This window comes from Variovorax palleresanus (assembly GCF_051144945.1).
In the GTDB taxonomy this organism is placed as follows: domain Bacteria; phylum Pseudomonadota; class Gammaproteobacteria; order Burkholderiales; family Burkholderiaceae_C; genus Variovorax; species Variovorax paradoxus_S.
On sequence record NZ_JBJNVP010000002.1, the window covers coordinates 4,262,325 to 4,286,762 of the forward strand.

Annotated in this window: 21 protein-coding genes and 1 other RNA gene; 4 read left to right on the plus strand and 18 right to left on the minus strand. The window is 64.8% G+C overall.

Annotated elements, in window-relative coordinates; all coding sequences use genetic code 11:
• Window positions 1-33: 33 nt before the first annotated feature.
• From ACJ7Z0_RS23860 to gyrA, 17 genes are all read right to left on the minus strand, one after another.
• Window positions 34-387, minus strand: coding sequence for a Na+/H+ antiporter subunit C (locus ACJ7Z0_RS23860; protein WP_434791805.1), 354 nt, complete (start codon window positions 385-387; stop codon window positions 34-36).
• Window positions 387-3,329, minus strand: a complete 2,943-nt coding sequence (locus tag ACJ7Z0_RS23865) for a monovalent cation/H+ antiporter subunit A (RefSeq protein ID WP_434791806.1) — start codon at window positions 3,327-3,329, stop codon at window positions 387-389. Before ACJ7Z0_RS23865 ends, ACJ7Z0_RS23860 begins: the two co-directional genes overlap by 1 nt.
• A gap of 91 nt (window positions 3,330-3,420) precedes the next feature.
• Complete coding sequence (gene crcB / locus ACJ7Z0_RS23870) at window positions 3,421-3,795, minus strand: fluoride efflux transporter CrcB (protein WP_434792718.1); 375 nt, start codon at window positions 3,793-3,795, stop codon at window positions 3,421-3,423.
• A gap of 19 nt (window positions 3,796-3,814) precedes the next feature.
• Window positions 3,815-5,128 (minus strand): TRAP transporter large permease, encoded by a 1,314-nt coding sequence (locus ACJ7Z0_RS23875; protein WP_434791807.1) that lies wholly within the window; start codon window positions 5,126-5,128, stop codon window positions 3,815-3,817.
• A gap of 21 nt (window positions 5,129-5,149) precedes the next feature.
• Window positions 5,150-5,683 carry a TRAP transporter small permease gene (locus tag ACJ7Z0_RS23880; protein ID WP_434791808.1) on the minus strand — a complete coding sequence of 178 codons (534 nt, stop codon included), beginning with the start codon at window positions 5,681-5,683 and terminating at the stop codon, window positions 5,150-5,152.
• Between the two features lie 35 nt (window positions 5,684-5,718).
• A complete protein-coding gene (locus ACJ7Z0_RS23885) occupies window positions 5,719-6,687 on the minus strand; it encodes a TRAP transporter substrate-binding protein (RefSeq protein WP_434791809.1) in 969 nt (322 codons plus the stop codon).
• Window positions 6,688-6,899: 212 nt separating this feature from the next.
• A complete protein-coding gene (locus ACJ7Z0_RS23890) occupies window positions 6,900-7,262 on the minus strand; it encodes a ComEA family DNA-binding protein (RefSeq protein ID WP_434791810.1) in 363 nt (120 codons plus the stop codon).
• Between the two features lie 147 nt (window positions 7,263-7,409).
• Window positions 7,410-8,588: a lipopolysaccharide assembly protein LapB gene (lapB, locus tag ACJ7Z0_RS23895; protein ID WP_434791811.1), complete on the minus strand. Its 1,179-nt coding sequence runs from the start codon at window positions 8,586-8,588 to the stop codon at window positions 7,410-7,412.
• Window positions 8,578-8,922, minus strand: coding sequence for a LapA family protein (locus tag ACJ7Z0_RS23900; protein WP_431123217.1), 345 nt, complete (start codon window positions 8,920-8,922; stop codon window positions 8,578-8,580). The genes lapB and ACJ7Z0_RS23900 overlap by 11 nt, the downstream gene beginning before the upstream one ends.
• Window positions 8,923-8,974: 52 nt before the next feature.
• Window positions 8,975-9,301, minus strand: coding sequence for an integration host factor subunit beta (locus ACJ7Z0_RS23905; RefSeq protein WP_019654766.1), 327 nt, complete (start codon window positions 9,299-9,301; stop codon window positions 8,975-8,977).
• Window positions 9,302-9,372: 71 nt separating this feature from the next.
• On the minus strand, window positions 9,373-11,061 hold the full coding sequence (gene rpsA, locus ACJ7Z0_RS23910) for a 30S ribosomal protein S1 (protein ID WP_055799200.1): 1,689 nt from the start codon (window positions 11,059-11,061) through the stop codon (window positions 9,373-9,375).
• A gap of 264 nt (window positions 11,062-11,325) precedes the next feature.
• The gene (locus ACJ7Z0_RS23915) at window positions 11,326-13,338 is read right to left on the minus strand and encodes a bifunctional 3-phosphoshikimate 1-carboxyvinyltransferase/cytidylate kinase (protein ID WP_434791812.1); all 2,013 of its coding nucleotides are present in this window, start codon (window positions 13,336-13,338) and stop codon (window positions 11,326-11,328) included.
• A 1-nt stretch (window position 13,339) separates the two neighbouring features.
• Window positions 13,340-14,221, minus strand: a complete 882-nt coding sequence (locus tag ACJ7Z0_RS23920; RefSeq protein WP_434791813.1) for a prephenate dehydrogenase — start codon at window positions 14,219-14,221, stop codon at window positions 13,340-13,342.
• 14 nt (window positions 14,222-14,235) lie between these two features.
• Entirely contained in the window at window positions 14,236-15,357 is a 1,122-nt protein-coding gene (pheA, locus tag ACJ7Z0_RS23925) for a prephenate dehydratase (RefSeq protein ID WP_093018966.1), read from the minus strand.
• A 24-nt stretch (window positions 15,358-15,381) separates the two neighbouring features.
• Complete coding sequence (serC, locus tag ACJ7Z0_RS23930; protein ID WP_434791814.1) at window positions 15,382-16,518, minus strand: 3-phosphoserine/phosphohydroxythreonine transaminase; 1,137 nt, start codon at window positions 16,516-16,518, stop codon at window positions 15,382-15,384.
• Window position 16,519: 1 nt separating this feature from the next.
• Complete coding sequence (locus tag ACJ7Z0_RS23935) at window positions 16,520-17,110, minus strand: DUF2059 domain-containing protein (RefSeq protein WP_434791815.1); 591 nt, start codon at window positions 17,108-17,110, stop codon at window positions 16,520-16,522.
• Entirely contained in the window at window positions 17,107-19,752 is a 2,646-nt protein-coding gene (gyrA, locus tag ACJ7Z0_RS23940; RefSeq protein WP_434791816.1) for a DNA gyrase subunit A, read from the minus strand. The genes ACJ7Z0_RS23935 and gyrA overlap by 4 nt, the downstream gene beginning before the upstream one ends.
• A gap of 225 nt (window positions 19,753-19,977) precedes the next feature.
• On the opposite strand from gyrA, the gene ompA reads away from it, so the two are divergent.
• The 4 genes from ompA (at window position 19,978) to ssrA (ending at window position 22,554) form a co-directional block, all read left to right on the plus strand.
• Window positions 19,978-20,634 carry an outer membrane protein OmpA gene (ompA, locus tag ACJ7Z0_RS23945; protein ID WP_431123204.1) on the plus strand — a complete coding sequence of 219 codons (657 nt, stop codon included), beginning with the start codon at window positions 19,978-19,980 and terminating at the stop codon, window positions 20,632-20,634.
• A gap of 126 nt (window positions 20,635-20,760) precedes the next feature.
• Window positions 20,761-21,492 (plus strand): bifunctional 2-polyprenyl-6-hydroxyphenol methylase/3-demethylubiquinol 3-O-methyltransferase UbiG, encoded by a 732-nt coding sequence (ubiG, locus tag ACJ7Z0_RS23950; protein WP_434791817.1) that lies wholly within the window; start codon window positions 20,761-20,763, stop codon window positions 21,490-21,492.
• Complete coding sequence (locus tag ACJ7Z0_RS23955) at window positions 21,489-22,157, plus strand: HAD-IA family hydrolase (protein WP_434791818.1); 669 nt, start codon at window positions 21,489-21,491, stop codon at window positions 22,155-22,157. Before ubiG ends, ACJ7Z0_RS23955 begins: the two co-directional genes overlap by 4 nt.
• Before the next feature lie 12 nt (window positions 22,158-22,169).
• Window positions 22,170-22,554, plus strand: a transfer-messenger RNA (tmRNA) gene (ssrA, locus tag ACJ7Z0_RS23960).
• Between the two features lie 197 nt (window positions 22,555-22,751).
• Here ssrA and ACJ7Z0_RS23965 read toward each other — a convergent pair.
• A complete protein-coding gene (locus ACJ7Z0_RS23965; protein ID WP_434791819.1) occupies window positions 22,752-24,143 on the minus strand; it encodes an amidase in 1,392 nt (463 codons plus the stop codon).
• Window positions 24,144-24,438: the final 295 nt, after the last annotated feature.

Below are 24,438 nucleotides of genomic sequence, written 5' to 3' on the forward strand. Positions count from 1 at the left end.
CGAGCAGCCGGTCGAGGAGTTGGACCAGTGCCGTCACTCCGCCGCCCCCTTCCGCTCTTCGCCGTCCACGTGGTCGGTGCCGGCGAGGCCGCGCGAGGCCAGCAGCACGACGAGGAACAGCGCGGTCATCGCAAAGCCGATGACGATGGCCGTCAGCACCAGGGCCTGCGGCATCGGGTCGGCGGTGTTCTCCAGCGTGGCGGTGAAGCCCTTGACCAGCACGGGTTCGCTGTCTAGCTTGAGCCGGCCCATGCTGAAGATGAACAGGTTGACGGCGTAGGAGATGAGCGTGAGGCCCATGATCACCTGGAAGGTGCGGGGACGCAGCAGCAGGTACACACCCGAGCCGGTGAGCACGCCGATGGCGAGTGCGAGCACGATTTCCATCAGTGCACTCCCTCCACGGCCTCGGCCTGTGCAATTGCCTCTTTCTCGCGCTGCTCGTCGGCCCAGCGGTGGCTGCGAATGGATTGGTGGGCCAGCGCGGTGAGGATCAGCATGGTGGCGCCGAGCACCAGCGCGAACACGCCGATGTCGAAGAAAAGCGCGCTCGGCACGTGCAGCTCGCCCAGGATGGGAAGGTGCAGGTGTGCGGTGTGCGTGGTCATGAACGGATAGCCGAACATCACCGCGCCGCTTCCGGTGGCCAGCGCAAGCAGCAGGCCGACGGCGATCCAGCGGCGCGGGTAGATGCGCAGATGTTCCTCCACCCACTCGGTGCCCGAGACGATGAACTGCAGCAGCAGCGCCACCGACATCACCAGCCCCGCGACGAAGCCGCCGCCCGGCGCGTTGTGCCCGCGCATGAAGAAGTAGACCGACACCAGCACCGCGAGCGGCAGCAGCAGCCGCACCAGCACGGCCGGCACCATCAGGTAGCCCACGGCCGTGTCCTTGGCGAGGCGCGGGTTCAGCAGGTCGCTGCTTCCATCGTCGGCCTGCGCGCGTTGCTGCACCGGCAGCGCCATCGATTCGCGCGCCGGCCGGAAGCGTCGCAGCAGCGCATAGACCGTGAGCGCCACCACGCCGAGCACGGTGATTTCGCCGAAGGTGTCGAAAGCGCGGAAGTCGACCAGCATCACGTTGACCACGTTGGTGCCGCCACCCTCGGTAAGCGCGCGCTCCAGAAAGAACGGCGAGATGCTTTGCGGGAACGGGCGCGTCATCATCATCCAGGCCAGCGCCGCCATGCCGCTGCCAGCGGCCGTGGCCACCAGCAGGTCGCGCCCGCGCCGGCCCCAGGGGCGCAGCCGGGTGCGCGCGGACTGCACGGCGTCCTTGCTGCGCATCGGCAGCCAGCGAAGGCCCAGCAGGATCAGCACCGTGGTCACGGCCTCGACCACGAGCTGCGTCAGCGCGAGGTCGGGCGCCGAGAACCAGATGTAGGTCACGCAGCACACCAAGCCCGCGCCCGCGGCGAGCATCAGCGCGGCAAGCCGGTGGAACTTGGCCTGCCACGCCGCGGCCAGTGCGCAGACGCCGCCGATGAGCCAGGTCATCGCGAACATGGTCGAGAACGGCAGCAGTTCGCGGGTGCCGCGCGTGGCGGGTGCGGTCCAGAGCGAAACCGCGGCGCCCAAGCCGGCCACCGCGATCAAGAGCAGCAACTGCACCTGCAGCCGCCGGGTGCCCAGCACGCGGCGGCTGCGCCGGCCGGCTTCGCTGAGTTGCGCAAGCAGGTGCTCGAAGATGGCCTGGCCGTCGAAGCGGTGCAGCAGCGGCGTGCGTTCGAGCTCGCCGCGCGCGCGGCGGCGGCGCTGCGACAGGTACAGCACCACGCCGCCCGCCAGTGCCACGAAGCTCATTGCGAGCGGCAGGTTGAAGCCGTGCCATACGGCCAGGCTGTACTCCGGCAGCACACCGCCCACCACGGGCATGGCGGCGGCCGCCAGCAGCGGGCCGATGGACCAGGCCGGCGCTACGCCGACCACCAGGCAGACCAGCACCAGCAGCTCGACCGGCACGCGCATCCAGTGCGGCGGCTCGTGCGGCTGCCTGGGCAGGTCGGGCCCGCACGGCGGACCGAAGAACACGTCGAACACGAAACGCGCCGAGTACGCCACGCTGAAGATGCCCGCGACGGTGGCGATGATCGGCAGGCTCACGTTGACCCAGGGCGTCGCCTGGATGAACACCGTCTCGGCAAAGAACATCTCCTTCGAGAGAAAGCCGTTGAGCAGCGGCACGCCGGCCATCGAGGCGCTGGCGATGATGGCCAGCGTGCCGGTGATCGGCATCAGCCGCAGCAGCCCGCTGAGCTTGCGAATGTCGCGTGTGCCGCTCTCGTGGTCGATGATGCCGGCGGCCATGAAGAGCGACGCCTTGAAGGTCGCGTGGTTCATGACGTGGAACACGGCCGCCACCGCGGCCAGCGGGCTGTTGAGGCCGAGCAGCAGGGTGATGAGCCCGAGATGGGAGATCGTCGAGTACGCGAGCAGCGCCTTCAGGTCGCGCTGGAACATGGCCACGAAGCCGCCAAGCAGCAGCGTGATCGCGCCCGCGCCGCCAACCAGCCAGAACCATTGCTCGGTGCCCGAGAGTACCGGCCACAGCCGCGCCATCAGGAACACGCCGAGCTTCACCATGGTGGCCGAATGCAGGTAGGCCGAGACGGGGGTCGGTGCCGCCATGGCGCGCGGCAGCCAGAAGTGGAACGGAAACTGCGCGCTCTTGGTGAAGGCGCCCAGCAGTATCAGCACCAGTGCGGCGGGATACAGCGCATGCGCGCGGATGGCGTCGCCCGAGGCCAGCACCACGTCGAGGTCGTAGCTGCCGGCAATGCGGCCCAGCACCAGCGTGCCCGCCAGCAGGCAGAGCCCGCCGGCACCGGTGACGGTGAGCGCCATGCGCGCGCCGCGCCGCGCGTCGCGACGGTGATGCCAGTAGCCGATCAAGAGGAACGAGAACAGGCTGGTGAGCTCCCAGAACAGCACCATCTGGATCAGGTTGCCCGAGAGCACCACGCCCACCATCGCGCCCATGAACGCGAGAAAGAACGAGAAGAAGCGCGGCACCGGGTCGGAGGCCGACATGTAGTAGCGCGCGTACAGCACCACCAGCGCGCCGATGCCAAGCACCAGCATGCAGAACAGCCATGCAAATCCGTCCATGCGGAACACGAGGTTGAGGCCGAGCTCTGGCAGCCACTCGATTTCCTGGCGCAGCACGTTGCCGTGCGCGATCTGCGGAAAGAGCCATGCGGCCTGCAACGCGCAGCCCAGTGCGACGAATCCCGCCAGGGTCGATTCCCGATTGCGCGCGTTCGACGGCATCAACGCGGCCAGCACGCTGGCAATGAAGGGAAGAGCGACGAGAAAGACCAGGGGCATTGCGATCGATTCTATCGACCAGCCCTGCGGCTGACGCTGTTCATGGCCCCATGGGAGGGGCCGGTTTCCGGTGTGCCCGGAAGCCGAAAATTCAGGCCAGCGCGAACTGCACCGTGCGGATGCCGAACCACGTCAGCACCAGCGAACCGCCCAGATGCAGCATGCTGGTAGCCAGCGCCAACAGGGGTCTTGCGTCGAGCAGCAGCGTGACGACTTCGGCCGAGAAACTCGAGAAGGTGGTGAGGCCGCCGAGAAAGCCCGTGATGAGCAGCAGGCGCCACATCGGATCGAGCTGCGGCATGGCCTGGAACACGCCGACGGCCACACCCACCAGATAGCCGCCGATCAGGTTGGCCGCCAGCGTGCCGTAGGGAACGGGGCCGCCGGTGTTGAGCCACAGGCCGAGACCCCACCTGGCCACCGCGCCAAACGAGGCGCCGGCGCAAATCGCTACGACCGGGAGCAGGGGCATCCGTTTCTTCTCGCTATTTCTCGATGCCCATCACCGTGTTGGGCAGGACCGTGACGATACTCGGGAACAGCGTGATCAGCACGATGCACAGCACCAGGCAGAAGAAGAACGGAATCGCAGCCTTGGCGATCACGTTGCTGTCTTTGCCGGTCAAGTTCTGCAGCACGAAGAGGTTGAAGCCCACCGGCGGCGTGACCTCGGCGATCTCGACCAGAAGCACGATGAAGATGCCGAACCAGATCAGGTCGAAGCCGGCCTTCTGGATCATCGGCAGCACCACCGCGCTGGTCAGCACGATCATCGAGATGCCGTCGAGCGCCGTGCCCAGCACCAGGTACACCACCACCAGCGCGCCGATGAGCGCATAGGGCGAGAGATGCATGCTGTCGACCCACTCGGCCAGCTCGCGGGGAATGCCGGTGAAGGCCATGGTCTTCGTGAGGAAGGCGGCGCCGGCCAGGATGAACATGATCATGCAACTGGTGCGCGTGGCACCCATGATCCCCTCCTTGAAATTCTTCCAGGTGAGGCTCTTGCCCCACGCCGCGATGCCCAGCGAGCCCAGCACGCCGAAGGCCGCGCATTCGGTGGCCGTGGCCCAGCCCGCCACCAGCACCCAGACGATGAAGACGATCAGCAGCGCGCACGGAATGAGGTTGCCCGAGAGCCGGATCTTTTCCATGAAGGTGGTCGGCGGGTCGGCGGGCGGCACCTGCTCGGGGTGGCGCAGGCTCCACCAGCCGATGTAGCCCGAAAACAGCAGCATCAGCAGGAAGCCCGGCAGGAAGCCGGCCAGGAAGATGCGGATGATCGAGGCATCGGCCGCCACGGCGTACACCACCATCGTGATCGACGGCGGAATCAGGATGCCCAGCGTGCCGGCGGTGGCGAGCGAGCCGATGGCCAGCTTCTCGTTGTAGCCGCGGCGCTTGAGTTCGGGCAGCGCCACCTTCGCGATGGTGGCGCAGGTGGCGGCCGACGAGCCCGAGACCGAGCCGAACACGCCGCAGCCGAGAATGGTGGTGTGCATCAGCCGGCCGGGCACGCGGTTGAGCCAGGGCCGCAGGCCTTCGAACATCTCCTCGCTGAGCTTGGTGCGAAAGAGTATTTCGCCCATCCAGATGAAGAGGGGCAGCGCCGCGAGCTCCCAGCTCGCATTGCTTTCCCAGAAGGCCGAAAACAGGTTCTTCCCCGGCAGCGTGTTGGTGAAGAAGGCTTGCCCGACCCAGCCCACGATGGCCAGCGTCATGGCGATCCACACGCCCCCCGCCAGCAACAGCAGCATGATGGCGAGCAGCAGGGCGCCCATCCAGAGATTTTCGAACATCGGTGTCTTTGTCGCTGTTGTTCAGACGTCGGAGGAGAAATCGCCCGCGGCGTGCCGCTCTTCGATGGCGCGCTGGTAGCTGGGCTTCTCGCCGCGTACCACGCCCACCAGTTCGTCGATCATGGCGATCAGCAGCAACCAGCAGCCGATCACGAAGGTCGATTGCGGAATCCAGATCGGGATGACGACGAGGCCGGTCGCCATTTCGGCGAACTCGTAGCTCTCGTAGGTGAAGCTGGTGGCCCAGTAAGTGAGATAGGCGACCGACACCGAGGCGATCAGCAGGCAGACCACGTCGAGCACGCGTCGAACCTTGGCCGGCACCGCATCGAGCAGCAGCGTCACACGCACGAAATCGCCGTGCCGGAAGGCTTGCGCCATCGCGAAGAACGCGGCAGCGGCGCACAGCCAGGAGACGACGTCGTTCAGCCCGCTCACGTGCCAATTCATCTGCCGGCCCACACCGGCCAGGATCATCAGCACGAAGATGAGGAACACGCAGAAGGCGCCGAGTGCGCCGGCGCCGTTGTACAAATGATCGAGGAAACGGCGCACGGCTCAGACCTCCCGCGATGAGCGTGGAGGCTTCATCACTTCTTCTTGTAGGCGTCGATGATCGCGGCGCCCTCTGCACCGGTGGCCTTGAGCCAGTCGGCCTGCATGATGCCGCCGACCTGGCGCATGTCGGCGTCGAGCTTGGCCGAGGGCTTGTGAACCTTCATGCCGCGCTCGGCGAGCAGGCGCTTGTATTCGTCGTTCTTCTCCTGCGCGATTTTCCAGCCGCGGGCTTCCGCATCGGCCGCGGCCTTGGTGACGGCGGCCTTGGTGGTGGCGTCGAGCGCGTCGAAGGCCTTGGCGTTGACGAGGATCGCGTTCTTCGGGATCCAGGCCTGCGTGTCGTAGAAGTTCTTGATGTGCTCGTAGGTCTTGGTGTCGTAGCCGGTGGAGCCCGAGCTCATGTAGCTTTCGATCACGCCGGTGGCCATGGCGGCGCTGAGTTCGGCCTGCTGGATCTGCACCGGCTGCGCGCCGATCAGCTCGGCGATCTTTGCGGTGGCCGGGCTGTAGGCGCGCCACTTGATGCCGCGCAGGTCGGCCACCGAGCTGATCTCCTTCTTGGAATAGATGCCCTGCGGCGCCCATGGCACCATGAACAGCACCTTGATGCCTTGTGCTGCGAGCAGCTTTTCCATGGCGGGCTTGGAGGCCTCGTAGAGCTTCTTTGCGTCGGGATAGGTGGTGGCGAGAAAGGGAACGCCGTCGAGCGCGTAAATCGGGTTCTCGTTCGCGTAGTTCGCCAGCAGGATTTCGCCGGCCTGGGCCTGGCCGCTTTGCACGGCGCGCTTGATTTCAGGGGCCTTGAACAGGGACGCGTTGGCATGCACCGTGATCTTGACCTTGCCGCCGGTGGCGGCGTCCACGTCTTTTGCAAACTGCGTGATGTTTTCGGTGTGGTAGTTGGTCGCCGGATAGGCGGTGGGCAGATCCCACTTGGTTTGCGCGAAAGCCGCGGCACCGAGGGTGAGGCCGGCCAGGGCAATACCGAACTTGTGATTCATGAGCGCTCCGGAACGAATGAGAGTGAAAGCGAAAGCGAGCATACGTGCAAATTCCGGGCCACTCCTGAGGCATTTCCCTGCCACGCCGCGCTGCGCGGCAGCAGGGCCTTGTGCTGCGGCGGACGCAAAAAAACCGCCTCGAGGGCGGTTTTGCTTTGGGCTGCCGTCAGTCCGCGCATGCGGGACTGGGCACCTGGCTTGTGGCTTTTCGATCAGGGCTTGGCTGGCTTCGCATCGGCAGCAACGGCGGCTGCCTTGACGGGCTTTGCGGTCTTGTCTGCCTTGGCGGCTGCCGGTGCGCTGGCTTGGCCACCGAAGGCCTGGCCGTTGATCGTGAGCCCTTCGGCCGACAGCTTTTCGGCCTTCTTTTCCTTCACGCCCTTGATGCGCTGCATGAAGTCGGGCCAGTCCTTGAACTCGCCTGCCTTTCGCGCGTCGAGGATGCGCTTGGACATGGCCGGGCCGATGCCCTTGATGCCATCGAGATCGGCCGCGGTGCCCTTGTTGACGTCGACGGCGGCGAACGAAGCAGCCGCAAACAGCATGGCCAGCGTGGCCAGGATTTTCTTCAGCATGATTTCAAACTCCCTGATTTGTTGATTTCTGTCCGCCGGCGCAGCCGCCGGCTCGCGTTCAACGAGTTCAGGGAAAGAGGCGTTGACGGCCTCGTGCCGTGCAAGGGTTCAGATCACCATTGTTCCGAAACATGTTCGGAACGTTGCTCAGAGTTCTTCGACGCGGCGTGGCGGGTAGCTGTCCCAGGCCTGGCATCCGGGGCAGTGCCAGAAATGCTGGTGCGCCTCGAAGCCGCAGGCGGCGCAGCGGTAGCGCATCAGCGGCCGCGTGGCCTGGTCGAGCGCGCGCTGCACTTGCGGATGGAACTGCTCGTGCTCGAAGCGCTCGCTGGCCAGCCAGCGCGAAGCGGCCACCAGCGAAGGCTGCTGCGCGAGATGCGCGATGTAGCCGTCGCGCGGTGCGAGCGGCGAGCCTTCCGCGGCTGCCATGGCATGGGCGGGCGAACCGCCAAGCGCCATCAGTGCCTCGAGCACGTCGATGGACGGCGATTCGGCATAGCGGCGCTGCAGCAACTGCAGCGCTTCGCCTTCGCGGTGCGCAGCCACCGCGGCCTGCTGCAGCGCAGCCGCATACAGCGGCAGCGCGAGTGGAGCGGTATTGCTCAACGCGACGAGGGTTTCGAATGCCGTGGCGGACTCGCCATTGCGCAACTGCAGCGTGGCCGAGTCGATGGCGGGGCGCGGCGCCTGCGGGGCCAGTGCCACGGCTTCCGAGAGCAGCCGGTTGGCCGCGGCCAGGTCGCCGGCGGCCACCTGTTCGGCCGCCTGTTCGCAGAGATGATGGGCCCGGCGCGTGCTGTAGCTCGCCTGGTCGGACTCATCGAGTTTCTGCGCCACGTCGGCGGCCTGGGTCCATTCGCGCGAGCGCTCGTAGATGGCCAGGAGCGAAAGCCGCGCCTCGTTTTCGTAGCGCGTGCCCTCGAGCTTTTGCAACGCGGCTTCGGCGCGGTCGAGCAGGCCGGCGCGCAGGAAATCCTGCGCTAGCGCATGCTGGGCCCGCTCCCGGTCGCTGCGGCTCAGATCGCCGCGGCCCAGCAGATGTTCGTGCACGCGCACTGCGCGCTGGTATTCGCCGCGCCGGCGAAACAGGTTGCCGAGGGCGAAGTGCAGTTCCTGCGTGTCGGGGTCGTTCTGCACGGCCTCGATGAACGCATCGATGGCCTGGTCCTGCTGCTCGTTGAGCAAGAAGTTGAGGCCGCGGAAATAGGCCTTGGGGGCTTGCCTGTTTTCGAGCTTGAGCTGGCGGATGTCGAAGCGCGAGGCGAGCCAGCCAAGGACAAAGGCGACGGGCAGGCTGATCAGCAGCCAGCTGGGATCAAAGTCCATGTTGGCGTACGGCGGGTAGGTCGGTGGCGGAGATGGACGGTGCCGGTGCAGGCGCCGGTGAGGCCGGCAATCCGGTCGTGGCCGGGGTTTGTGGGCGGGGCGCGGAAGGCGCCTGGGCCGCGGCGGCGGCGCGGTGCTTCCACCATCCCGGCAGCATGCCGAGCGCACCCACGACCAAGCCGCCGGCAAAGGCTGCGAGCACCACGAGCACCAGCGGCGCGCGCCAGTGGGTGCCAAAGAAGAAATAGACGGTCGCGTCGTGCTGGTTGTTCAGCGCGAAAGCAAAAAGCGTAAAAAAAATGGCTGCCTTGAGCAGCCACAGGAGGTATTTCATAGCCGTTCCCGTTGGCGGGAGCATTCTACGTTTGCATCATCATCCATGCGGATCAGGCCTTGCGGCCCTTGGCTTCCTTGCCTGCGTCCAGCTCGGCGGTCTTGGCGTCGACGGCTTCGCGCAGCGCCTTGCCCGGCTTGAAGTGCGGCACCCGTTTTTCGGGAATCTGAACGCTTTCGCCCGAACGCGGATTGCGGCCGATGCGCGGCGGACGCCGGTTGACCGAGAAGCTGCCGAAACCGCGGATCTCGATGCGGTGCCCGCGCACCAGTGCGTCGCTCATCGCGTCGAGGATGGTCTTGACGGCGTATTCGGCATCGCGGTGCGTCAACTGCGCAAAGCGCGCTGCGAGTTCTTCGACGAGGTCAGAGCGGGTCATAGGCCAAACAAAAACGTGGACGAAAAAAAAGACAGAGCGGCCCCAGGGCCTGCTCTGTCTTCGGACGCAGCTTACTTGCTGTCGTTGTTGTCGAGCTTGGCGCGGAGCAGGGCGCCCAGGCTGGTCGTGCCCGCGTTTTCGCGTGCCGACTGCTGGCTCAGGTTGGCCATGGCGCCTTGTTCGTCGACCATGTCCTTCTGCTTGATCGACAGCTGGATGTTGCGGGTCTTGCGATCCACGTTCACGACGATGGCGGTGACTTCGTCGCCTTCCTTCAGCACGTTGCGTGCATCTTCCACGCGGTCGCGGGAGATTTCGCTGGCGCGGAGGTAGCCGATGATGTCTTCGCCGAGGTCGATTTCAGCGCCGCGGGCGTCCACGGTCTTGACCTTGCCGGTCACGATCTGGCCCTTGTCGTTCACGGTGGTGAACGTGGTGAACGGGTCGCTGTCGAGCTGCTTGATGCCGAGGCTGATGCGCTCGCGGTCGACGTCCACAGCCAGCACGATCGCTTCGACTTCCTGGCCCTTCTTGTAGTTGCGAACGGCGGTTTCGCCGGCTTCGTTCCACGAGAGGTCCGAGAGGTGCACCAGGCCGTCGATGCCGGCAGCCAGGCCCACGAACACGCCGAAGTCGGTGATCGACTTGATCGGGCCCTTGACGCGGTCGCCGCGCTTGGTGTTCTGCGCGAACTCTTGCCACGGGTTGGCCTTGCACTGCTTCATGCCCAGGCTGATGCGGCGCTTGTCTTCGTCGATTTCGAGGACCATGACTTCGACTTCGTCGCCCAGGGAGACGATCTTGTTCGGAGCGATGTTCTTGTTGGTCCAGTCCATTTCGGAGACGTGCACCAGGCCTTCGATGCCGGGTTCGAGTTCGACGAACGCGCCGTAGTCGGCAATGTTCGTGACCTTGCCGAACAGGCGGGTCGATTGCGGGTAGCGGCGCGAAACGCCCATCCACGGGTCGTCGCCCATTTGCTTCAGACCCAGCGAGACACGGTTCTTCTCGGTGTCGAACTTGAGGATCTTGGCGGTGATTTCCTGGCCGGCCTGCACCACTTCGCTCGGATGGCGAACGCGGCGCCATGCCATGTCGGTGATGTGCAGCAGACCGTCGATGCCGCCGAGGTCGACGAACGCACCGTATTCGGTGATGTTCTTGACCACGCCACGGACAACGGCGCCTTCCTTCAGGGTCTCCATCAGCTTGGCGCGTTCTTCGCCCATGCTGGCTTCGACCACGGCACGGCGCGACAACACGACGTTGTTGCGCTTGCGGTCGAGCTTGATGACCTTGAATTCCATGGTCTTGTTTTCGTACGGCGTCAGATCCTTGATCGGACGCGTATCGATCAGCGAACCCGGCAGGAACGCGCGGATGCCGTTGACGAGCACGGTAAGGCCGCCCTTGACCTTGCCGCTGGTGGTGCCGGTGACGAAGTCGCCGGATTCCAGTGCCTTCTCGAGCGCGAGCCACGAGGCCAGACGCTTGGCGGTGTCGCGCGAGAGGATGGTGTCGCCGTAGCCGTTTTCAACGCTGCCGATGGCAACGGAAACGAAGTCGCCGGCCTGGACTTCGAGTTCGCCCTTGTCGTTCTTGAACTCCTCGATCGGCACGTACGCTTCGGACTTGAGGCCGGCGTTCACGACGACGTGGTTGTGTTCGACACGCACGACTTCGGCCGTGATGACCTCGCCGGTGCGCATTTCGGAACGCTTCAGGGACTCTTCGAATAGGTCGGCAAAAGATTCAGACATTTATGGTTCCTTCCGTCAGGCAGGGTTGGCAGGCGCTCTTGCGAAATTGCGTGCGGCTGCTGTGGGTCTGGAGACGGCGGTTTTGTGGGCTGGTGCCCGGTTGGTTGAACAACCAGCAGGCCGGTGCGCTGTCGCGCGAGAGGAGCCTGCCGGAGCGGTATGCGCTACCCCGGAATCCGGTTGGCGCGAGCCTTTCGGGCGGACCTGAAAGGCTGTGACTTCAAACCATCCAAGCGGACTTGAACGGCTGTAACTTCAAACCGCTCAAGCGGGCTTGAACGGCCGAATCTCCTGCCACCAGTTCAACACCTGGTCGATCGATTGCTCGATGGACAGCTGGGAGTTGTCGAGATGACGGGCATCCTGCGCCGGCTTGAGGGGAGCGACGCTGCGGGAAGAGTCCCTGGCGTCGCGCGCTTCCAAGTCGGAGCGAAGACTGTCAAGTGTAGTCGAAATACCCTTTGAAATCAACTGCTTATGCCGGCGTTCGGCCCTCTGGGCGGCGCTGGCCGTCAGGAAGACCTTCAGCGCCGCGTCGGGGAAGATCACGGTGCCCATGTCGCGGCCGTCGGCCACCAGGCCCGGAAGCTGCCGAAAACGCTGCTGCAGCGCCAGGAGCGCCGCGCGCACCGCGGGCAGGGTGGAGACGCGGGAGGCGTCCATGCCGGCGGCTTCGGTGCGGATGTCGTCACTCACGTCTTCGCCGGCAAGCAGCACCTTGCCTTCGGTGAAGTGCAGCGGCAGGGACGCTGCCAGGGTGGCAATCTGCGCCTCGTGCTGGGGGTCGGCGCTGAGCCCGGCGCGCCGCATGGCCAAGCCGGTCACGCGGTAGAGCGAGCCCGAATCGAGGTAGTGGTAGCCGAGCAGGCGGGCCACTTCGGCTGCGAGCGTGCCCTTGCCCGAGGCGGTGGGGCCGTCGATGCAGATCACCGGAACGTCGAAGGCCTCGGCCACCGAGAACAGGGTTTCGAAGTAGTCCGGAAAGGTCTTGGCGACGCAGTGGGGTTCGAGGATGCGCACCGGCACCCGGGCCGGATTGAATGCCGCGAGCGAAAAACACATCGCCACGCGGTGGTCGTCATACGTGCGGATGCTCGCCGGCCGCCAGTCGGCCGGCGCAAGCGGGTGCACCCGGATGAAATCGGGGCCGGACTCGACGGTGGCGCCGAGCTTTCGCAGCTCATTGGCCATGGCGTCGATGCGGTCGGTTTCCTTGACGCGCCAGCTGGCGATGTTGCGCAGGGTGCTCGGGCCGTCGGCATACAGCGCCATGACGGCCAGCGTCATCGCGGCATCGGGGATGTGGTTGGCGTCGAGGTCGATGGCCTTGAGCGGCCAGGCGCCCCGGCGCACTTCGAGCCAGTTCGGCCCGCTGTCGACCCGCGCGCCCATTTGCTGCGCCGCGTCGATGAAGCGGATGTCGCCCTGGATCGAATCCGCGCCCACGCCCTCGATGCGAACGCCGTTCTGGCCGGCAATACCCGTTGCGATGGCGCCCAGCGCGATGAAATAGCTCGCAGAGGAGGCGTCGGCCTCGACATGGATGTCGCCCGGCGAGCTGTAGCTGCTGCCGGCGGGAATGGTGAAGCGCTCCCAGCCATCGCGCCGCACGCTGATGCCGAAGCGTGCCAGCAGGTTCAGCGTGATCTCGATGTAGGGCTTGGAGATGAGCTCGCCTACTACCTCGATGACGATGTCTTTGCGGGCTGCCAGCGGCAAGGCCAGCAGCAGCGCGGTCAGGAACTGGCTCGACACGTCGCCGCGCACACGGATGGGCGCATCGAGCGCCAGCGCGCCGTGATCGGCCGGGCGGATGCGCAGCGGCGGATAGCCGGGGTTGCCCAGATAGTCGATGTGGCAGCCGAGCTGGGTCAGCGCATCGACCAGATCGCCGATCGGCCGCTCGTGCATGCGCGGCACGCCGCTCAGCTCGAATTCGCCGCCCAGCAGCGACAGGGCGGCGGTCAGCGGACGCATCGCAGTGCCGGCATTGCCGAGGAAGAGCGGCAGCAACGGCCCGCCCGGCTTCAACTGGCCGCCCAGGCCGGTGATGCGCAGCGTGTTGACCGCCGCATCGATGCCGCAGCCGAGCGCGCGCAGCGCGTCGAGCATCACGCGGGTGTCGTCCGAGTCGAGCAGGTCGTGAATGGTGGTGGTGCCGCTCGCCAGCGCCGCCAGCAGCAGCACGCGGTTCGAGATGCTCTTGGAGCCCGGCAGCCGCACGGTGCCCGAAGCCGCCGCGAGCGGGGGAATGTCCAGGAAGGCCGTCGAAAACATGTCAGGCGTCCTGCGAGGCGTCGGTGTTGGGCTGCCAGGCGGCGCGGACCTTGCTGGCGGCCGCAATCGCATGCTCCAGCGCCTGCGCGTCGGTGGCGGCCATCAGTGTCTCGAGTTCCAGCAGCGCCTTGCGAAAGGCCTGCGATTGCAGCAGCACCTGCTCGCGGTTGGCAAGCAGCACGTCGCGCCACATCACTGGGTCGCTGGCCGCAATGCGAGAAAAATCGCGGAAGCCCGGCCCCGCGAGGCCCAGGAAGCGGTCGCCCTGCGGCTGCGCGACAAGGGCGTTGATGTAGGCGAAGGCCAGCAGGTGCGGCAGGTGGCTCACGGCCGCAAAGGCGCTGTCGTGCTCCTCGTGCGTCATGGTGACCACGTTGGCGCCAATGCCGCTCCAGACTTGCGAGGCCCGCTGCACATTGGAGCGCAGCGTCGCCTTGACCGGCGTCAGCACGACCTTGCGGCCGGCATAGAGCGAGGCGTCGGCGTGCTCGATACCCGACACCTCCTTGCCGGCGATCGGATGGGCCGGAACGAAGCTGGCGAACTGGTTCTGCAGGCCGTTGCGTGCGGCTTCGATCACGTCGCCTTTGGTCGAACCCACGTCCATCACCAGCGTGTCGTTCGAAATGCCGTGGCGAATGGCCTTGAAGGTGGCTTCCGAAGCTGCGACCGGCACCGCCAGCAGCACCAGGTCGGAACCCGAGACCGCCAGCAGCGCGGAAGGCGCCACCACGTCGATCACGCCGAGCTGGCGCGCCCGCTCCGTGGTGGAGGGCGACTTGCTGTAGCCGACCACGCGCTTCACGAGTTTTGCGCGCTTGAGCGCAAGCGCAAAGGAGCCGCCCATGAGGCCGCAGCCGATCAATCCCAATTGCTCGAACATGGTGCTTGTCCGGCTCAGGCTTTGACGGGGTAGGCGCCAAGCACCTTGTAGAACGCGCAGAGGCCGCGAAGCTCGGCCAGGGCCGCCGCCACGTTGGGCTGCGAGGGATGGCCGTCCAGGTCGATGTAGAAGTAGTACTCCCACTGGCCGGTGCGCGCGGGCCGCGACTCGAAACGGGTCATGGAAACGTTGTTGACCTTCAGCGGCACCAGCAGGTCGTGCACGGCGCCGGGGCGGTTGGGCACGGAGACGATCAGGCTCGTGCAATCGCGCCCGGATGCCGGCGGCATGGCCAGCGTCTGGGGCAGGCAGATGACCGAGAAGCGGGTGCGGTTGTAGGAGTCGTCCTGGATGGCGTGCGCAACGATGTGCAGGCCGAATCGGGTGGCGGCGCGTTCGCCGGCCAGCGCGGCCCAGGCCGGGTTGGTGGCCGCGAGCCGTGCGCCTTCGGCGTTGCTCGAGACGGCGCGCCGCTCGGCGTTGGGCAGATGCTTCGAAAGCCAGGTCTGGCACTGGGCCAGCGCTTGCGGGTGGGCCAGCACCGCCTCGACGCCGTCGAGCGTATTGCTGCTGCGCAGCAGATGGTGGCGTACCAGGAGGCTGACTTCGCCGACCACGTGGGTGGGCGAATGCAGGAACAGGTCGAGCGAACGCGTGACCACGCCCTCGGTCGAGTTTTCGACGCCCACCACGCCGTACTGGGCGCTGCCCGCCGCCGTGGCGTGAAACACCTCGTCGAAGCTGGCGCAGTAGATCAGGTCGGCGGCGCCGCCGAAGTATTCGATGGCGGCTTGTTCGCAGAAGGTGCCCTCGGGGCCCAGCACGGCCACGCGCTGGGGCGATTCGAGCGCCAGGCAGGCCGACATGATCTCGCGCCAGATGGCCGCCACGTGCAGGTCCTTGAGCGGGCCCGCATTGCTCTTTTGCATCTTTTCGATGACTTGGGCCACGCGGTCGGGGCGGAAATACGGCGTACCTTCGCGCTTCTTGACCTCGCCGACCAGTTCCGCCACGTGGGCCCGCTCATTGAGCAGGCTGAGCAGTTGCTGGTCGAGCGAATCGATCTGCACGCGCAGACCGGCAAGGCTCTCGGAGTTGTCGGGGGAGGAGGGCGGAGTTGGAGCGGAGGCGGTCATCGGTGCGAGCAACAGGGCATGCGCCTAGGCATGCGATCGCTCGAATTCTCGCATGTAGCTCACAAGTGCTCGCACACCTTCCAGCGGCATGGCGTTGTAGATGCTCGCGCGCATGCCTCCGACCGACTTGTGGCCCTTGAGCTGCAGCAGCCCGGCCTCGCGCGCGCCGGCCAGGAAGGCGTCGTTCCGGCTCTCGTCGCACAGGAAGAACGGCACGTTCATGCGCGAGCGGCAGCCCGGGTCGATCTTGTTGACGTAGAACGAAGAGCCGTCGATGAAGTCGTACAGCAGCTTCGCCTTGGCGATGTTGCGCTGCTCCATGGCGGCCACGCCCGTGAGGGGACCTTCGGTCTGCTGCAGCAGCCATTGGAACGTGAGCCCGGCCATGTAGATGCCCCAGGTCGGCGGGGTGTTGTACATGGACTTGTTGTCAGCAACGATCTTGTAGTTGAACGCGCTGGGGCAGATCTCGAGCGCATGACCGAGCAGGTCGTCGCGCACGATCACGAGCGTGAGGCCGGCCGGGCCGAGGTTCTTCTGCGCTCCGCCGAATGCCAGGCCGACGCGGCGCCAGTCGATGGTGCGCGAGGCCACGTGCGACGAAAAGTCGATGACCAGAGGCGCATTGCTGCCAAGGGCCGCCAGGTCGGGCAGTTGATGAAACTCGATGCCGTTGATGGTCTCGTTGGTGCACAGGTGCACGTACGAGGCGTCTTGCGTCAGCTGCCAGGTCGACGGGGCGGGCAGCCGCGTGTGATGGTCGGCGGCGTTGCTGGCGGCGATGTTCGCCGTGCAATAGCGCTGCGCTTCCTTTTGCGACTTGATGCTCCAGCTGCCGGTGATGACGAAGTCGGCGGATTTGCCGCGCGACAGGTTCATCGGCACGATGGCGTTCTCACCGAGCCCGCCACCCTGCATGAAGAGGATGTGGAAATTCTCGGGCACAGCCAGCAGCGTGCGGATGTCGGCTTCGGCCTGGGTGCAGATGGCGCCGAATTCCTTGCCGCGATGGCTCATTTCCATCACGCTCATTCCGCTGCCTTGCCAGTCGAGCATTTCGGAGGCGGCGCGTTGCAGCACCACCTCCGGCATGGCGGCCGGACCTGCGGAAAAGTTGTACGGGCGCGTGCCGGCGGGCTTGGGCTGCTGCTGTTGTGTCACGTCACTTCTTGGCGGGAGCCTTGGCCGGGGCCTTGGCGGGAGCGGCGCCTTGCTGCGAACCGCCGGTCGGAGCGCCCAGCGCCTTGGCCACGTTTTCGTCGAGTGCGCGCATCTTGGGTTCGATGGTTCCGCGCGTTTCGGCCACGAGCTTTTCAGTCAGCGCGGTCTGCATCTTCGGATTCAGGTCCTGGTACTTCTTGCTGAGCGGCGAGTTGATCCAGGCCAGCAATTGCTTGAGCTCTTCTTCGCTGAAGTTCTGCTCGAGCAGCGGGGTGAGGGCGCCCGGTGCCAGCTGCACGGCCTTGTCGCGCACGATCGGGTAGGCATCGTCGAAGTACTTCTTCAGTTCGGCGTCGGCGGCCTTGGCAGCCGACTCGCGCTTGGCTTCGGGCACTTGCGTTTGCAGGTACTGCGAACCGGCCTGCGCGATGGGCGCGCTCGATTGCTCGACCAGGCCGCGTGCCAGGGATTCGATGCCGGGGCGTTGCACGTCCACGAACTGCTTGATAAGCGCGGCTTTGTCCTGTGCCATGGCGGCCATCGAGCTGCCAGCCAGGGCGACAGTCAGAAGTGCGAGCTTGAATTTTTTCACTGAGGGTTCTCCGTTGAAGATGTGGAAGTATCGTCTGCGCCTGGCTCGGTCTCGCCGTTGGCGTCGTTTTCGACGATTCGCTGTAGCCCGCTGAGTTTGGCGCCTTCGTCGAGCCCGATCAGCGTGACGCCTTGCGTCGCGCGACCTAGTTCACGAATCTCGGCAACCCGGGTGCGCACGAGCACGCCCTTGTCGGTGATGAGCATGATCTCATCGTCCGCATGCACGAGGGTGGCGGCAACGACTTTGCCGTTGCGCTCGCTCTGTTGAATCGCAATCATGCCTTTGGTTCCCCGGCCATGACGGGTGTACTCGGTAATGCTTGTGCGCTTTCCGTAACCATTTTCGGTGGCGGTGAGCACGCTCTGCTGCTCGTCCTCGGCCACCAGCATGGCGATCACGCCCTGTCCCGGATCGAGCGACATGCCGCGCACGCCGCGTGCATTGCGGCCCAGCGGACGCACGTCTTCTTCGTCAAAGCGAACCGCCTTGCCGCCATCGCTGAACAGCATCACGTCGTGCTTGCCGTCGGTGAGGGCGGCGCCGATGAGGTAGTCGCCCTCATCGAGGTTAACCGCGATGATGCCGCCCTTGCGGGGGTTGTTGAACTCGTCGAGCGTGGTCTTCTTGACCGTGCCCATGGAGGTTGCCATGAACACGTATTGATCGGCCGGAAAATTGCGCTTCTCGCCGGTCAGGGCGAGCGCGACGTTGATCTTCTCGCCTTCCTGCAGCGGGAACATGTTGACGATCGGGCGGCCACGCGATCCGCGCGAACCCGCCGGCACTTCCCACACCTTGAGCCAGTAGAGCCGGCCGCGGTTGGAAAAGCACAGGATGTAGTCGTGCGTGTTGGCAATGAAGAGCTGGTCGATCCAGTCGTCTTCCTTGGTGACCGTGGCCTGCTTGCCGCGCCCACCGCGTTTTTGCGCGCGGTATTCGTGGAGCGGCTGGCTCTTGATGTAGCCGCTGTGCGAGAGCGTCACCACCATGTCGGTCGGGGTGATCAGGTCTTCGGTCGAGAGATCGAAGGCGCTGTGCTCGACCAGGCTGCGGCGCGCGCCGAGCTTCGATTGGCCGAACTCCTGCCTGATGGTGCCGAGTTCGTCGCCGATGATGACCGAGACCCGCTCGGGCTTGGCCAGGATGTCGAGCAGGTCGTCGATCTCTGCCATCACCTCTTTGTACTCGGCAACGATCTTGTCCTGCTCGAGGCCGGTCAGGCGCTGCAGGCGCATCTGCAGGATTTCTTGGGCCTGGGTTTCCGACAGGCGATAGAGGCCGTCAGAGCCCATGCCGAACTCGCGCTCCAGGCCCTCGGGGCGGTAGTCGTCGGCATTGACCGCGCCGCCGTCGGCGCGTGAACGCGTGAGCATTTCGCGCACCAGCTTGCTGTCCCAGCTGCGGGTCATCAGCTCGGCCTTGGCGACCGGCGGCGTCGGGGCGTTGCGGATGATCGAAATGAATTCGTCGATGTTGGCCAGCGCCACCGCCAGGCCCTCGAGCACGTGGCCGCGTTCGCGGGCCTTGCGCAGGGTGAAGACGGTGCGGCGCGTGACCACTTCGCGGCGGTGCTGCAGGAAGACCTCGATCAGGTCCTTCAGGTTGCACAGCTTGGGCTGGCCATCGACCAGCGCCACCATGTTGATGCCGAAGGTGTCCTGCAGCTGCGTCTGCTTGTAGAGGTTGTTGAGCACCACCTCGGGCACTTCGCCGCGCTTGAGTTCGATCACCAGGCGCATGCCCGACTTGTCGGATTCGTCCTGGATGTGGCTGATGCCTTCGATCTTCTTCTCGTGCACCAGCTCGGCCATGCGCTCCTGCAGCGTCTTCTTGTTGACCTGGTAGGGGAGCTCGTCGACGATGATCGCCTGGCGCTGGCCGCGGTCGATGTCCTCGAAGTGGCACTTGGCGCGCATCACGACCTTGCCGCGGCCGGTACGGTAGCCGTCCCGGACGCCGTTGATGCCATAGATGATGCCGGCGGTGGGGAAGTCGGGCGCCGGCACGATTTCCATCAACTCGTCGATGGAGGCCTGTGGATTGCGCAGCAAGTGCAGGCAGGCATCCACCACCTCATTGAGGTTGTGCGGCGGAATATTGGTGGCCATGCCAACCGCAATACCGCCGGAGCCATTCACCAGCAAATTGGGCAGTTTGCTCGGCAAAACCTTGGGTTCTTTTTCCGAGCCGTCGTAATTGTCTTGGAAATCGACAGTTTCCTTGTCGATATCGCCGAGCATTTCGTGCGCAATTTTGGCGAGCCGGATTTCCGTATACCGCATTGCGGCTGCGTTGTCTCCGTCGACCGACCCGAAGTTGCCCTGACCGTCGACCAGCATATGGCGCATGGAAAAGTCCTGCGCCAGCCGCACGATGGTGTCGTAGACCGACTGGTCGCCGTGCGGGTGGTACTTGCCGATCACGTCGCCCACGATACGGGCGGACTTCTTGTAGGCCCGGTTCCAGTCGTTGTTGAGCTCGTGCATGGCAAACAGCACGCGCCGGTGCACGGGCTTGAGGCCATCGCGTGCATCGGGAAGCGCCCGGCCAACGATCACGCTCATGGCGTAATCGAGATAGCTGCTGCGCATTTCCTCTTCGAGACTGATGGGCAGGGTTTCTTTGGCGAAGGAGGTCATTGAGCGAGAGGCTGGCGGCAGGAAGGCGAAATTTTACGCTGTGAGGGGTGTCGCACCGCCGCAACACAAGGCGGCTATTCCGCCTCCGTCCTACGCTTCCGGGCCGTCCAGCGGCCTGTTTGCCAAAGACCCTATGGCACAATCGCCTCAACGTTTTGGGTGGTGGTCACTTAAAGCGTCCTTGATTCGCAGCGCGGCTGCGGCTTTTTCCCCAAGAGGAGAACCATGAAGAAACTGAATAAAGTGGCGATGATGTTTGCAGTCGCTGCGCTCGCCACTGCCGCCGGCGCGCAGACCCGTGTCACCGCTGCGAATGGCGGTCCTACGATCGACAACTGGCAAAACGGCACCGGCGAACTGGTTTGGAAGAACGGCACGAATGAACTGTGCTGGCGCGATGCCAACTGGACGCCGGCTACTGCCGCCGCTGGTTGCGACGGTGCTCTGGTTGCAGCAGCTCCGGCTGCAGTCGCTCCCGTTCCGGGCGCACCGGCCGCTCCTGCGCCCGCACCGCAAGTCGCTGCTTCGAAGGTGACCTTCGCTGCTGACGCATTCTTCGACTTCGACAAGTCGGTTCTGAAGCCTGAAGGTCGCGCAAAGCTGACCGACCTGGTCTCGAAGATCCGTGACGTCAACCTCGAAGTGATCATCGCTGTGGGCCACACCGACTCGATCGGTTCGGACACCTACAACCAGCGTCTGTCGGTGCGCCGCGCCGAAGCCGTCAAGGCCTTCCTGGTCTCGAAGGGCATCGAACGCAATCGCGTCTACACCGAAGGCAAGGGCGAGAAGCAGCCTGTGGCTGACAACAAGACCAAGGAAGGCCGCGCCAAGAACCGCCGCGTGGAAATCGAAGTGGTCGGCACCCGCGCCAACAAGTGATTCGATTGAATCGCTAAAAGAAAACCCCGCCTCGGCGGGGTTTTTTTATGCCTGTCGAATTCCTTCTGATACGCGTCGAGTGTCCACTCGTGTTCGCCGGCGCATTCTCCGTTTCATAATCGTGGCATGACAGATAACGTGAATGCCGATCCGGCGGAACTCGCCAAGTTTTCGGAACTGGCCCATCGCTGGTGGGATTTGGACAGTGAATTCCGTCCGCTCCATGAAATCAATCCGTTGCGACTGGAATGGATTGACGGTATTGCGCCCATTTCACAGCGCAAGGTGCTCGATATCGGCTGCGGCGGAGGCATCCTCGCCGATTCGATGGCCCGAAAAGGCGCCGAGGTGCTCGGCATCGATCTGGCGAGCAAGGCGCTCAAGGTGGCGAGGCTGCATGCACTCGAAGCCGGCACGAGCGGCGTCAAATACCGTGAAATCAGTGCCGAGGCGCTCGCTGCGGAGCAGCCTGGCAGTTTCGACGTCGTGACCTGCATGGAAATGCTCGAGCATGTGCCCGAGCCCGCTTCCATCGTCCAGGCTTGCGCAACGCTGGTGAAGCCGGGCGGCTGGGTCTTCTTCTCCACGATCAACCGCAATCTCAAGTCGTTCATGCTGGCCATCGTCGGTGCCGAATACGTTCTGGGCATGCTGCCCCGCGGCACCCACGAATACGCCAAGCTGATCCGACCCAGCGAGCTGGCGGCCCACTGCCGCGCAGCGGGCCTCGACTTGCGGCACACGCGGGGGATGGAACACAACCCGTTGACGCGCCGCTACTGGCTCAGCGCCGACACCAGCGTCAACTACATGTTCGCCACGCAGAAGCCGGCCTCGACGACGGGTTCGCAAACGTGACGGCCGCAGCAGTGGAAGCCGTGCTGTTCGATCTGGACGGCACGCTGATCGACAGCGCGCCCGATCTCGGCGCCGCAGCCGACAAGATGCGTACCGACCGCGGGCTCGAGTCGTATCCGCTGGAGCGCTATCGGTTCATGGCCGGAGCTGGCGCAAGGGGCATGCTCGGCGTGGCGTTCGGCATCATGCCCGATGCACCGGAGTTCCCCGCATTGCGCGAAGAATTCTTCGTGGCCTACGAGAACCGCATGTTGCTCAATACGCACGTGTTCGACGGGGTGCAGGCGCTCATCGACACCATCTGCGCACGTGGGCTGGCCTGGGGTGTGGTCACCAACAAGTCGGCGCGCTTCACCGATCCGTTGACGCGCGCCATTCCGCTTTTCGGCAGTGCGGGCGCCATCGTGAGCGGCGATACGACGCCGTATTCCAAGCCGCACCCCGAGCCCTTGCACGAAGCAGCGCGACGGATGGGCGTGCCGTCCAGCGCGTGCATCTACGTGGGAGACGACGAACGCGACATCATCGCCGGCCGTGCCGCGGGCATGCGAACCATCGCGGCGACCTATGGCTACATGGGCCCGCAGGCCGATGTGACGCTCTGGAACGCAGATGCTTCGATCGCAGCGCCCCTGGAGCTCTTGCAATTGCTGAATAAGGCCTAAAATGCTTGGCTTGGGGCTGCACTGGTTTCGACGTGGGTTCGGAATCGCAGCGGGGCATGTCGAGCTGAATGCGCTCGTAAAACAGATTCAAACAAACTAACTGCAAACGACGAACGTTTCGCACTCGCTGCTTAATTGCCAGTGAGCCTTGCAACAGTTGGCCGATGGGCTGGGCAAGGGGGTCTGGAGCAATCCTGACCTCCCGGCTGCAAGGATAATTACATGGGCTGGCTCCGATCCGGGTACCTTGGGTCGGGGCGAGAAAATAGGGTGCTGGCGTCCGGTTTAGCGTGTGACTGCGCGACTCCGGAAGCGAGACTCAAATCAGATCACTAAACATGTAGAACTGCGCGAAGAAGGCTTGCGGACGGGGGTTCAAATCCCCCCAGCTCCACCAACACAACGTCCAAGGGCGTTCACTGAAGTTCAGTGAACGCCCTTTTTCATTGGAGAAACAGCTGTTGGTCGTACGAGGAGGTGTGGCTCAGTTCTGCCGTGCGGCTGGCTGTCTCCTCATTACCGCTGCGCAAGGTGATCTGCTGCGCCTGCGGGCCGCCCCTTCGCCACGCACGAAAAAAGGGGAGCTCTTTGCCTTCAGGCCGGCTCTGGCCAAGTCGCCTGGGGTGGGCGGACCAACTCGTAGAAGTGCGCGATCTGCAGCACCCCCAGGTCGTCGAATCGGCGCCCCGCGATCTGCAGCCCTATGGGCAAGCCGCCGTGCGAATAGCCGCAGTTGATCGAGGCCGCGGGCTGCTCCGACTGATTGAACACGGAAGTGAAGTGCGAATCCGTCAGTGGATTCTCCGAGCCGCTGCGAATCGCTTCCGCTGCGAATGGCAACACCGGCGAGACAGGCGACAGCACATAGTCGTACGGCTGCGTAGCGGTCACGGTCGCGGCGCGCAGCATCTGAAGGCGGGTGAAGGCACGGAAGGTGTCCTCGGGCGTCAGCGAAGCTGCGAACTCCGCGGCTTCGTGGATATAGCTGGCGGTAAGCTTCGCGCGCGCTGCCGGCATCGCAGCCAGATCGACACGGCAGCGCATGGTGAAGAAATGGGCTATGCCCATGCGCATCTCTTGGGTTGTCCAGTCGGCGATGGGCTCGACGATGGCCCCAGCTTTCGCGAAGACGTGAGCTGCGGCCAGTACGGCTTCCTTCACTTCGGGGTCAATCGGCCACCCCCCCGCAGTGTCGGTCCACAGGCCGATGCGTAGGCCGCGGATATCACGATCGAGACGCTCCCACGGGATGTCCTGCGGCGGCAGGCTCATGTAGTCGCGCGGGTCGGGACGCGAGACCACTTTCATCAGCAGCGCGGCATCCGCCACCGTACGGGTTATGGGGCCGATGACGCGGGCGTTGGCCGGTGGATCGACCGGGATGCGTCCCTGGCTGGGCTTGAGGCCGAAGACGCCGCAAAAATTGGCGGGAATGCGTACCGAGCCGCCAATGTCGGAGCCCAGGTGCAGCGGGCCATAGCCGGCGGCGGCAGCGGCACCGGCGCCCGAGCTAGAGCCGCCGGTGTTCTTGCTGAAGTCCCACGGATTGCGCGTAAGAGGATGGAAGCTCGATGGCGCTGCGCCCAGGAAGCCGAAATCGGGCATCGTCGTCTTGGTGACGATGATCGCGCCGGCCTCGCGCACACGCGCGGCAGCGGGGGCGTCGTGCGCGGCGGGTGTGAGCACGGTCGCGGCGCTGCCCAGCGGCATCGGCGTCCCGCGCGTGGCGATGTTCTCCTTGAGCGTGATCGGCACGCCATCAAGTTCGCCCTGGGGCGCGTTGCGCGTCCACCGCGCCTCGGAGGCCCGTGCCGCCGCCAGCGCGGCATTGGCGTCGAGCCCGTACGTGGCACGGATGTGCGGCTCCCAGCGCTCGATGCGTGCGAGTACCGCCTGCGTTACATCGACCGGGGACAGGACGCGATCCCGATAGCGTTCCAACAGTTGCGTCGCGCTGAGTTCGTGCAAGGGGCGTGTTGTTGCCATGACGGGCGGAACTCCTGGGATAGCTGGAAAGCGACTAGCGTCCTCCAACTGCCCTCCTGTGAAAACGAGAGGCTCGCCGTCGGCGGCGACGAAGTCCACTAGAGCAAGGGCGCAGCGCCGCGCCATCCAGGATGACCAGAATTCTAATTAAAAATGAATTCTAAAGTACTAAAAATGGATGGAAAGATTTCCGGCTATTCCGGACTTATTTCACGAGGGATGCACATTCATCGGCACTTTGTCTCTTTTGAGTATCGAGTGTTAACCGTTTTGATGCAATGACGCAATAAACTTG

Bases quoted from the DNA above. Each gene is read 5' to 3' on its own strand.
- pheA (WP_093018966.1), bottom strand. From the start codon at position 15,357: ATGACCGCCTCCGCTCCAACTCCGCCCTCCTCCCCCGACAACTCCGAG.
- ubiG (WP_434791817.1), top strand. From the start codon at position 20,761: ATGACAGATAACGTGAATGCCGATCCGGCGGAACTCGCCAAGTTTTCG.
- ACJ7Z0_RS23905 (WP_019654766.1), bottom strand. From the start codon at position 9,301: ATGACCCGCTCTGACCTCGTCGAAGAACTCGCAGCGCGCTTTGCGCAG.
- ACJ7Z0_RS23920 (WP_434791813.1), bottom strand. From the start codon at position 14,221: ATGTTCGAGCAATTGGGATTGATCGGCTGCGGCCTCATGGGCGGCTCC.
- rpsA (WP_055799200.1), bottom strand. From the start codon at position 11,061: ATGTCTGAATCTTTTGCCGACCTATTCGAAGAGTCCCTGAAGCGTTCC.
- ACJ7Z0_RS23900 (WP_431123217.1), bottom strand. From the start codon at position 8,922: ATGAAATACCTCCTGTGGCTGCTCAAGGCAGCCATTTTTTTTACGCTT.
- ACJ7Z0_RS23860 (WP_434791805.1), bottom strand. From the start codon at position 387: ATGGAAATCGTGCTCGCACTCGCCATCGGCGTGCTCACCGGCTCGGGT.
- ACJ7Z0_RS23965 (WP_434791819.1), bottom strand. From the start codon at position 24,143: ATGGCAACAACACGCCCCTTGCACGAACTCAGCGCGACGCAACTGTTG.
- ACJ7Z0_RS23865 (WP_434791806.1), bottom strand. From the start codon at position 3,329: ATGCCCCTGGTCTTTCTCGTCGCTCTTCCCTTCATTGCCAGCGTGCTG.
- lapB (WP_434791811.1), bottom strand. From the start codon at position 8,588: ATGGACTTTGATCCCAGCTGGCTGCTGATCAGCCTGCCCGTCGCCTTT.
- ACJ7Z0_RS23885 (WP_434791809.1), bottom strand. From the start codon at position 6,687: ATGAATCACAAGTTCGGTATTGCCCTGGCCGGCCTCACCCTCGGTGCC.
- ACJ7Z0_RS23890 (WP_434791810.1), bottom strand. From the start codon at position 7,262: ATGCTGAAGAAAATCCTGGCCACGCTGGCCATGCTGTTTGCGGCTGCT.
- ompA (WP_431123204.1), top strand. From the start codon at position 19,978: ATGAAGAAACTGAATAAAGTGGCGATGATGTTTGCAGTCGCTGCGCTC.
- gyrA (WP_434791816.1), bottom strand. From the start codon at position 19,752: ATGACCTCCTTCGCCAAAGAAACCCTGCCCATCAGTCTCGAAGAGGAA.
- ACJ7Z0_RS23875 (WP_434791807.1), bottom strand. From the start codon at position 5,128: ATGTTCGAAAATCTCTGGATGGGCGCCCTGCTGCTCGCCATCATGCTG.
- ACJ7Z0_RS23915 (WP_434791812.1), bottom strand. From the start codon at position 13,338: ATGTTTTCGACGGCCTTCCTGGACATTCCCCCGCTCGCGGCGGCTTCG.